This window comes from Photorhabdus aegyptia (assembly GCF_000612035.1).
Classification (GTDB): domain Bacteria; phylum Pseudomonadota; class Gammaproteobacteria; order Enterobacterales; family Enterobacteriaceae; genus Photorhabdus; species Photorhabdus akhurstii.
On the sequence record NZ_JFGV01000101.1, the window covers coordinates 1 to 9612 of the forward strand.

The 9612-nt window shown below is 40.6% G+C and carries 13 protein-coding genes; 10 read left to right on the forward strand and 3 right to left on the reverse strand.

The window, feature by feature from the left end; translation table 11 throughout:
- The first annotated feature begins 81 nt into the window (after window positions 1–81).
- A complete protein-coding gene (locus tag BA1DRAFT_RS20650) occupies window positions 82–654 on the forward strand; it encodes a recombinase family protein (protein ID WP_036783315.1) in 573 nt (190 codons plus the stop codon).
- A gap of 289 nt (window positions 655–943) precedes the next feature.
- Here BA1DRAFT_RS20650 and BA1DRAFT_RS20655 read toward each other — a convergent pair whose 3' ends face one another.
- A complete protein-coding gene (locus BA1DRAFT_RS20655) occupies window positions 944–1558 on the reverse strand; it encodes a phage repressor protein CI (protein ID WP_036783318.1) in 615 nt (204 codons plus the stop codon).
- A gap of 396 nt (window positions 1559–1954) precedes the next feature.
- Between BA1DRAFT_RS20655 and BA1DRAFT_RS23830 the strand changes: the two genes are divergently transcribed.
- The 9 genes from BA1DRAFT_RS23830 to BA1DRAFT_RS20695 all read left to right on the forward strand — a co-directional run bounded on the left by BA1DRAFT_RS23830 (window position 1955) and on the right by BA1DRAFT_RS20695 (window position 7901).
- Complete coding sequence (locus tag BA1DRAFT_RS23830) at window positions 1955–2119, forward strand: hypothetical protein (protein ID WP_167337845.1); 165 nt, start codon at window positions 1955–1957, stop codon at window positions 2117–2119.
- Between the two features lie 282 nt (window positions 2120–2401).
- Window positions 2402–2605 carry a tail protein X gene (locus tag BA1DRAFT_RS20660; protein ID WP_036783320.1) on the forward strand — a complete coding sequence of 68 codons (204 nt, stop codon included), beginning with the start codon at window positions 2402–2404 and terminating at the stop codon, window positions 2603–2605.
- 354 nt (window positions 2606–2959) lie between these two features.
- On the forward strand, window positions 2960–3736 hold the full coding sequence (locus BA1DRAFT_RS20665; RefSeq protein ID WP_036783343.1) for a phage baseplate assembly protein V: 777 nt from the start codon (window positions 2960–2962) through the stop codon (window positions 3734–3736).
- On the forward strand, window positions 3736–4077 hold the full coding sequence (locus BA1DRAFT_RS20670) for a GPW/gp25 family protein (protein ID WP_036783323.1): 342 nt from the start codon (window positions 3736–3738) through the stop codon (window positions 4075–4077). Before BA1DRAFT_RS20665 ends, BA1DRAFT_RS20670 begins: the two co-directional genes overlap by 1 nt.
- Window positions 4078–4081: 4 nt before the next feature.
- Window positions 4082–5080 (forward strand): baseplate assembly protein, encoded by a 999-nt coding sequence (locus BA1DRAFT_RS20675; protein WP_036783325.1) that lies wholly within the window; start codon window positions 4082–4084, stop codon window positions 5078–5080.
- A complete protein-coding gene (locus tag BA1DRAFT_RS20680) occupies window positions 5073–5687 on the forward strand; it encodes a phage tail protein I (RefSeq protein ID WP_036783328.1) in 615 nt (204 codons plus the stop codon). The genes BA1DRAFT_RS20675 and BA1DRAFT_RS20680 overlap by 8 nt, the downstream gene beginning before the upstream one ends.
- The gene (locus tag BA1DRAFT_RS20685; RefSeq protein WP_036783331.1) at window positions 5684–6805 is read left to right on the forward strand and encodes a phage tail protein; all 1122 of its coding nucleotides are present in this window, start codon (window positions 5684–5686) and stop codon (window positions 6803–6805) included. Before BA1DRAFT_RS20680 ends, BA1DRAFT_RS20685 begins: the two co-directional genes overlap by 4 nt.
- Window positions 6805–7305, forward strand: a complete 501-nt coding sequence (locus BA1DRAFT_RS20690; RefSeq protein WP_036783333.1) for a phage tail protein — start codon at window positions 6805–6807, stop codon at window positions 7303–7305. The genes BA1DRAFT_RS20685 and BA1DRAFT_RS20690 overlap by 1 nt, the downstream gene beginning before the upstream one ends.
- Window positions 7305–7901, forward strand: a complete 597-nt coding sequence (locus tag BA1DRAFT_RS20695) for a tail fiber assembly protein (RefSeq protein ID WP_036783336.1) — start codon at window positions 7305–7307, stop codon at window positions 7899–7901. The genes BA1DRAFT_RS20690 and BA1DRAFT_RS20695 overlap by 1 nt, the downstream gene beginning before the upstream one ends.
- A 229-nt stretch (window positions 7902–8130) precedes the next feature.
- On the opposite strand, the gene BA1DRAFT_RS20700 is transcribed toward BA1DRAFT_RS20695, so the two are convergent.
- Window positions 8131–8661, reverse strand: a complete 531-nt coding sequence (locus BA1DRAFT_RS20700; protein ID WP_036783339.1) for a tail fiber assembly protein — start codon at window positions 8659–8661, stop codon at window positions 8131–8133.
- A 15-nt stretch (window positions 8662–8676) separates the two neighbouring features.
- On the reverse strand, window positions 8677–9612 hold a 936-nt coding region (locus BA1DRAFT_RS24270; RefSeq protein WP_235201194.1), incomplete at its 5' end, for a pyocin knob domain-containing protein.

A 9612-nucleotide genomic window follows, 5' to 3' on the forward strand; every position in this document is an offset into this window, starting at 1 on the left:
AAACCAAGGTTTTTAAAAACTCGCTAATCCGTGATAGTTTCTATAATAATAGTCTCATATTGGTATTAGGTAGGGTTACATATGGCAAAGATTGGCTATGTTAGGGTGTCAACAAATGACCAAAACAGTGATTTACAACGAAACGCATTGATAAGTATAAATTGTGAGCAAATTTTTGAGGATAAAATTAGCGGAAAAACATCCAACAGACCAGGTTTAAAGCGAGCTTTAAAACAACTTAAAAAAGGTGACACTCTAGTTGTTTGGAAACTGGATAGATTGGGGCGTAGCGTAAAAAATATGGTAACTTTAATTTCTGATTTAAGTGAACGTGGTATTCATTTTCAAAGCTTGACTGATAGCATTGATACCAGCACTTCTATGGGGAGATTTTTCTTTCATGTTATGAGTGCACTGGCTGAAATGGAACGGGAATTAATCGTTGAAAGAACAAATGCAGGATTAATAGCAGCTCGTGCCCAAGGGAGAATTGGTGGCAGGCCAGTGTCACTTTCATTCGTTGAACAACAACAAGCAGCAAGATTGTTAGCAAAAGGCCACACACGGAAACAGTTATCATTAATTTACAACACATCGTTATCTACAATATATAAATATTTTCCAGTAAATAAAGAAAATTGTCGATCAAATTAATATTTGCAGTGCGGCTAGTTAAACGTTTAATTTTGTATTCGTAATATCCAAGTAATTGGTTCTTAATTTATGCAAAATATATCAAGTTTATTTATCTATGCAAAAAACTTCCGCCGCACTATACATACTATAAAGGAACAACGGAATAAGTTAACAATTAGCTATTACTGGCAAGAGAACTTATTGTGTATGAAATCCACTATATCTGGAAGTTTTTGGGTAACGAATTACCATCAATGTAGGATTTACACATCTAAGTAAATTAATTTACTTACAATTGAAAAGTGTGTCAGTACCTGGAAATCACTAGGTAAACGCGACCAATAAAATTAATTTCATTAATTGCACAGTCAAAAATTACGTCGTTATCACAAACCCGGATTTTACTAACTGGGATTTTTGTGATCTTTTTAATACTATGCATCCCTTCAATATCAATTAACCATAAACCATCCTGAACATCAGGTTCTTCTGTATCCAACAAATACCAGGTGTTATTATTATCTACAATGAGAGGTTTTCTTATTTCTCTGGCAATAAGTTGAGTATCTAAAGTCACAGGGTTATCAGCGTTCAACTTTCCACCAACCAATTTAACGCGCTGTATTGTCGGAGTAATAATGTTTTTTAAAGATTCCCTTTTTTTTTCTCCGTCAGGGAACATTTCTCCTTGTCCTGTGCTTAGCCATAACAATGAAGCATTGGTTTCAAGGTTGCACTGGATAACCCAGTCTGCTGGAAAGCTGTCCCTTAAATAACGGTTCGCCATTGTACTTTTAGACACGCCTAAATGGTCGCTCAATGCTTGACGTGATTTAAACCCATATGCACTAACAAGGCGTTCGATAGCTTGTTTTCCTCCACTATCTGCACCCATTTTTATCTCAGTTATGTTTTTTTTCATTGAAAGTACAGTTTAGTGAGTTTGCCGTCTCCACAAAGCCCTCTGATTAAGAGCTATAGTGATCCCAAATAAATTCATTAGATCCGATAAGGGATATTGCATCATAGGCATATAAATTTCAATCTATATACTTTGTGAAACTATATCATCTAAATAAAAAGAAAAAATCTTCTAAGCAATAAAATAAGAAAAATTTATTAATTACAACGAATTGTGATCGAAAAGAAACCTTTTTAATCATTAATTATTTCAGTAAAAACAATAATTAATATATTAACACTATCAAATATAGTTCCCAAAAAAGATAAAAAACCACTTTAAATTTTTCTAATCAAAGTGTACTGTTCTTATATACAGTTATGTTATGCGGAGGTAAGTTTGTCAGTGGACTTTCTTATGGAATCAGTAATAGCGCAACGTATTAATTTTATAGCTAGAATGGCAACAAGCTGTGAATGTAATCATGCTGAGGATAAAGAACTTGCTTTGGTTTGGATTGCTGAGTTGTCGACACCACTTGCAAAACAACTTATTAACTACCACGAAACGCTTGAAGAATAAATACGGTAGATAAATGTGGAAATTCTGTATGATAAATAATCTAAAGTTTCTAAGTTGATTATGATTGCATTGGAAAATGAGCTGAAAAATAGATTTTCCCTATGAATTCAGCAAATTTTGGAAAATATGATTAATTATTAAATTAGCCACTGAAAAGTGGCTTCTTGCTTCTCATTTGTACTGTTTCCTTAACAATATTGTTTCACTGGTTCTCTCCCACTATTCAGCGCACCATAACACTTTAACTTAACAATATTGACTAAATTAGAGAGGGTATACCTAATGAAAATAATTGCACAGCAGAATGATACTGTTGATGCTTTATGCTGGCGTCATTATGGTCGGACTCAAAGCATGACAGAACAGGTACTGTTAGTTAACCCAGGTTTGGCTGAATACGGTGTAATCCTGCCACATGGCACAGAAGTTGAGATGCCGGAAATTATGACAGCTACAACGAAACCTATTTTGCAACTATGGGATTAAATATATCCATACTAAGTTTATGTTTTTTAAACAGAATTATCACTATATATCAGGAAATTAAACTTATCTATTCTTCTGGCTAGATAAATAAACAGTTGAACTCGAACGTTATACTTAATATATAGTCAAGCCACGCAAATTTGAATTTTTTGAACTATTAGAGTCAAAATAGCACAGATTACATAAAGGCCCTTCTCGATTATGGGAAGGGCTTTTTAATTTATGTTGTTACATTTTCTCTTTTCAAAAAACTTGTTTTGTCTTTCTTACAATTCCTCTTTGATGTTGGCAACTGCCATTGCTGGCATTCTTTCATACATAAATCCACAACCACCAAATGGCATTTTTCCAAACATGGATACACAACTAACAGAACTTTTGCGCTTATTGCGTAACCTGATCAGAACTGGTGTTGTTACCGAGGTAGATACCACCCGGGGAGTGTGCCGGATTGCAACAGGCAATCTCGAAACTGACTGGCGGCCTTGGTTGACAATGCGGGCAGGCAAATCCCGTACTTGGTGGGCTCCCAGCCGTGGTGAACAAGTTTTGCTGTTATCTGTTGGCGGTGAATTGACCACCTCCTTTGTATTGCCAGCTGTTTATTCTAATCAATTTCCGGAGCCATTGGCTGTTTCTGGAAAAACTGTTGATACTGCTTTTGCTGATCAATTTCCATCAGCGTTGCCTGCTTCTGCGGAAGCTGTCCATATTGTCTTTCCTGATGGAGCAATAATGGAGTATGAGCCAGCATTTAGTGCCTTAAAGGTAACAGGTATTAAGACTGCTGTAGTGCAGGCTTCAGATTCCATAACACTTGAAGCAACAAATATCTCACTCAAAGCACTTAATTCAATCAAACTTGAGGCAATCAACTCTATCGAACTGACTTCAGTCAACAAAATCGATATGAAAACACTACAAGTCGGGATAAATGCATTGGAGGTAAAAGCTGGGGCAGCCAAAGGCATCACACTGCAAACACCAGAATTTGCTGTAAAAGGAAAAACTAAGCTGGAAGGTGATGTTGAAAACACAGGTGGAAAACTCAGTTCTAACGGCGTAACCCTACATTCGCACCAGCACACCGGCGTCATGGCAGGCGGTGCGACAACAGGAGGTCCAGTATAATGATGTACCTTGGAATGAATCGACAAACTGGTCGTAGCCTGACGGATCTGGATCATGTACGCCAGTCTGTCAGCGACATCTTACTAACCCCTGTTGGTAGTCGTTTGGAACGGCGCACTTATGGCTCTCTGTTACCCGAATTAATTGACTGGCCACAGAACGCGGCTCTACGCCTGCAAATTATGGCAGCCACCTATACCGCTATTAGCCGCTGGGAACCGCGAATTAATCTGACAGCTATCACCATAAATACCCAACAAGACGGCAAAATGACAGTAGATATATCTGGTCATTATCAGCTGTCCCCTGGGGGGTTTTCTCTATCTATCCCTGTGAGGTAAAACAATGCCGACCATTGATCTAAGCCAGTTGCCGCCACCTGATGTAGTTGAGCCACTGGATTATGAAAGCCTGTTGGCTGAACGTAAAGCCAAATTAATATCCCTTTATCCTGAAGAACAACGGGATGCTATTACTCGAACATTGGAATTGGAATCCGAACCTCTGGTTAAGTTACTTGAGGAAAACGCGTACCGGGAATTGATATTGCGCCAGCGGGTTAATGAAGCTGCTCGTGCAGTAATGTTGGCCTATGCAACCAATAGAGATTTAGACCAGCTAGGAGCGAACTATAACGTTACCCGGGCAGTTATGGAGCCTGATAGTACCTTCCGTGATCGCATCCAAAGAGCCTTCGAAGGGCTAAGTGTTGCAGGGCCGATTGGTGCGTATGAATATCATGCTCTTAAGGTTAATGAAAGTATTCATGCTAATAGAAATGAATACAAAGGTGAATATCAAACTGTTTCAGATGTTTCCGTCATCAGCCCATCACCAGCCAATGTGACTGTGACTATTTTGTCGCGGAAATGGAAATGGGAAAAAGACAAACAAGACGAAGAAGATAAAGAGCACAAAGGTGTAGCTTCACAAGAGTTACTGGATAAAGTGATTGCGGCACTTAATGACGAAAACGTCAGACCAGTTGCTGATCGGGTAAAAGTGCAGTCAGCCAACATAGTGGAATATCAAATTGATGCTGTACTTTATCTCTATCCAACACCTGAATCTGAACCTATCCGTAAATTGGCTCAACAAAATATGGATAAGTACGTGCTAGATCAACATAAATTGGGGAGAGATATTCGGTTATCTGCCATTTATGCTGCCCTGCATGTCGCAGGAGTACAGCAGGTAGAACTGAGAGCTCCAACTAAAGACATAACTCTGTGTAAAGATCAAGCTCCTTATTGTACTGGCGCAAAACTGGAAATAGGGAAAACACAAACTGCTGATTGTTCCAAACCAAATCCAAGTTTGATAGTGGGAGGTTCTGATGAATGACCGCCTGTTACCAACAGGTTCTACGGTTTTGGAGCTGGCTGCTGCTAAGGCGTGTTCGCAATTGCAGAATATTCCAGTACCACTTCGCCAACTCTGGAATCCTGATACTTGCCCTGAGGAGTTATTACCCTATCTGGCGTGGGCGTGGTCGGTTGATCGCTGGGACGAAAAGTGGTCGGTAAGCACTAAGCGTGACGTGATAAAAAACTCGCTGTTTCTGCACAAACATAAGGGAACCATTGGTGCCGTCCGTCGTGTAGTAGAACCGCTTGGCTATCTCATTCAAATAAAGGAATGGTGGCTGAACAACGAAACACCAGGCACATTCCGGTTAGCGATAGGGGTACAGGAAAACGGGATCACCGAAGAAACTTTTTTAGAGCTGGAACGGCTAATTTCTGATGCCAAGCCTGTAAGTCGTCATTTGATAGGCTTGTCAATCAATCTGGATGTTAAAGGCGAATTTTATTGCGCTGCGACGAGTTATAGTGGAGATGACCTCACTGTTTACCAATATCTCCCTGACGTCATCACAACTAGCGACAATGCTCCTTTAGGGGCTGCAATTCATTTGATCGAGACAGATACATTGAGGGTTTCACCATGAAATACTTTGCAATTTTAACCAACCTGGGAGCAGCGAAACTGGCGAACGCCGCTGCTTTGGGGACAAAAGTCGATATTACTCACATGGCTGTTGGTGACGGTGGCGGTAAATTACCAGATCCTGACGTCAATCAGACAAAATTAGTTAATGAAAAGCGTCGTGCTGCAATTAATACATTAGGCGTTGACCCGGTAAACACCAACCAAATTATTGCCGAACAAATTATCCCTGAAAGTGAGGGTGGTTGGTGGATGCGTGAAATTGGTCTGTTTGACAGTGAAGGTAACTTGATTGCAGTAGCAAACTGCCCGGAAACCTATAAACCACAATTACAGGAAGGTTCGGGCAGAACACAAACTATCAGAATGATCTTGATTGTTAGCAATACGGATTCGGTAACGCTGAAAATCGATCCCTCTGTCGTTCTGGCAACTCGTGATTATGTAGATAGCTCTATTCAGAAACATGAAAAAAGCCGCAATCATCCAGATGCCACGCTGACAGAGAAAGGTTTTACAAAACTTAATAGTGCCATTAACAGTAGTGATGAAACTACAGCAGCAACCCCCAAAGCAGTAAAAGCAGCTTATGATAATGCTAATAGTAAATTGGCAAAAAACCAAAATGGCGCAGATATCCCAGATAAAAATGCTTTTGTGAAAAACCTTGGTTTATTGGAAAAGCTAATTCCGGTAGGTGTACCACTTCCTTGGCCGACGGCCACACTACCGGATGGGTGGTTGCAATGCAATGGTGCGGCCTTTGATAAAGCGAAATTTCCGGAATTAGCTAAGGCTTACCCTGGTGGTAATTTGCCCGATTTGCGAGGTGAATTTATTCGCGGTTGGGATGACAAGCGTGGCGTTGATCCGGATCGTACATTATTGGTATGGCAAGAAGGGTCTTATTTACTACAGGAAGTTGGTCAAGTTGATAATGTTGTTAACTTCTCACTCAACGAGCGTACGAAATTACAATGGGATACTCCCCAAAATAAAGATATTCCACTGAGAGCGAGATCTGTCGGTACAGCAACAACTTGGAATACCAATGCCGCTTATATAGGGGTGTCAAGGCCACGTAACGTAGCGTTTAACTACATTGTAAGGGCAGCATAATGCTCATGTCTGTACTTGAAGGGATCCCAGTAGGAATACCACTTCCTTGGCCGACTGATATACCACCAAACGGGTGGGTGAAATGTAATGGGGCAATCTTTGATAAGTCTTTATATCCAAAATTAGCGGAAGCTTATCCCAGTGGTAGATTACCTGATTTACGGGGTGAATTTATCCGGGGCTGGGATGATGGGCGTGGGGTGGATATTGGTCGATATCTACTTTCCATTCAACCGGCAGATATTGCTCCACATAATCACAGGCTTAGCCGAATGTGGTCCAACTCAAATGCTGGACCTGATGGTTTGGGTACACCGAGCTATATTCTCAATAGTGTCTACCAAAACGTTAACTGCGGCATTGATCCTCGCGGACTAGGCATCGCTATTGGAATGGGAGCTGGTGGTTTCGGTTATATGGATAATGCGATTGCTGCTTCAACAGGAATAGAAACACGTCCACGAAACGTGGCATTTAATTATATTGTGAGGATTGCCTGATGAATAAGGCTGTACTGGATAAAAATAATATTGCCATCAGTACCGGAAGTATCGTTGTGTTTAATTACGATGCGATTACGCTGGAATATTTACACAGTTCTGATGAGTATCTTCCTATTGGTGTCGGTCTTCCTGCTAATTCTTGCACAGACGCGCCACCTGATACCCAAGAAGGGTATGTCGCCTGCCGTTCATCTGATTTAACCGGCTGGCAAATGGTACCGGATTATCGAGGAAAAATAGCTTACGACACCCAAACTGGGGAACAGAAGGAAATCATTAAACCGGGCGAATTACCAGAAACACTGACGTGCAAACAACCAAACACTGATTTTGATAAGTGGGATGGTGAAAAATGGGTAACGGACATTGAAGCTCAAAAAAACAGTCAGATTGAACAGGCAGAACAACACCGTGTCATTCTTCGCCAACAGGCTGATGAAGCCATGACTTTATTACAATATGCTATTGAGACTGAGATGGCCTCGGACACAGAGAAAGCATTATTGCTTGCCTGGAAGAAGTATGTAGTATTACTGAGCCGTGTAGATACTTCAATGGCTTCAGATATTGAGTGGCCACAAATACCGGAATAATACAATTATCAAGACCGGGTGTTATTCTGTCCCCGGTCTTTTTTCAGTTATGATAGGTTATGTTGACCAATCGATTTCCGATGCCTTTGAAATATCAACCCAGTTAAGTATGACTTGGTATTTTCTTCATTCCAGTAAGGTCTGACGCATTAGGTAAGCACTTATTGATTGCTCTAAAAACCAGAATAAAAAAAGGCCCGAGGTTTGTGAACTGCGGGCCTATATTTATTTATGCGGGTTGTGCAGGCCACTCAATATCTGGTGCTATGGTGGGATCAATGCGGTTTGCTTGCATTCGGTATTTTTTCCAAGCTTTGAGCCGTTCTATCTCTTCCAGAGTTGCTTCATCTAGATCAACGGCATCTTGTAAGGGAGCAATATTATTGCTGGCAAGGGCTAGCAATTCTTCTTTACGTCTCTCCGCTTGAACAACTAACTCGCCCTTTGTGTACTCACGCGAAACAATAGCACCGTTTATATATTGCCATTTGCCAGAAATATCGCAAGAATCAGGCAGATGATTTACCTCAGCTACACTCATTCCATCTGGGTTAAAAGCTGATACATCTGCTGATATAGAACGGATTACATTATTAAAATCATACATTACTTTGATTGTGTCAGGGCTAAAGCTTTTCTGGCATTCATACCAGTCCTGACCGTCTTCTGATTGCAAATAAATGACATTAAAATCTTCAATGATTTTTCTGGCTTGTTCTGAGTCAGGTGTATATTGGGAAAAATTTTTAATGTTTTGCATATATTCATCACCTTACTAAATATTGGATATATTCATCCATATGCCGTTAACTTTCTTCTGTATTGGCCTGCGGTTTACGGTGTCAACTAACTCATCTCTATTTCCATTGATTACAGCAGTAATGGCATACCCACTTGCGTCTGTATCTCCAGAACTTTCCCGTAATTGCGCATTCTCTTTGGCACCAAAGCGAATGTCTTGAATATAACGCGTGTCTGATTCTGATTTTGTATAAGCGCCAATAATTGCAGCGGTTGGTCTATGTCCTTCATGATAGACTTGATACCCTCTAATCCGAAGATTATCAGATTTAAGGCTCATCCATTCATTGGTTGGCCCTCCAGAAAGGGCATGCTGCCATTTGAAATATTCGTTACCATTATCCCCCGTTCTAAACCACATATAGGAGTCTGCATCACCATCTCCGGTGTTTTTAAAACCGATAGAAGCAAAGTCGGTGTTTCTGTTCCAACTCAGCATAGAGTCAGTAGTAATAGTTATGTCACCGGTTACATTGCCACCGCTGCGTTGCAACGCATCAGAAGCTTTAGTAACAGTTTCCATTAAACCGAGCTCACTCGCAGTGGGTTTATTCAGGGTATTATATTCTCGTGCCCAAGATGACCATACTGCACCAGGACTAGGAGTACTCCAAGAATAAAAAGAACGCGTATATATTCGACTACTGTTATAAACAAAATAACGCTGAGTAATCCCAGCAGTCTGTAAAACGACAAGCGAACCTGCAAGTGGTTCAGGATAGTTATTACCGGATCCCGCTTGTACGTTCAAACTCTGATAATAAAGACCTGGCGTTTGATAATCATTTAAATCGGCTTTGTCGGGGATAGATATGGCCTGCCCATGAAAAATATCCTGAGACGTAATATTGATATCTTCAGTCAGAACTTTGCCATTCACTTTTCGGCTATTCGGTACTGCTCCCTGAGC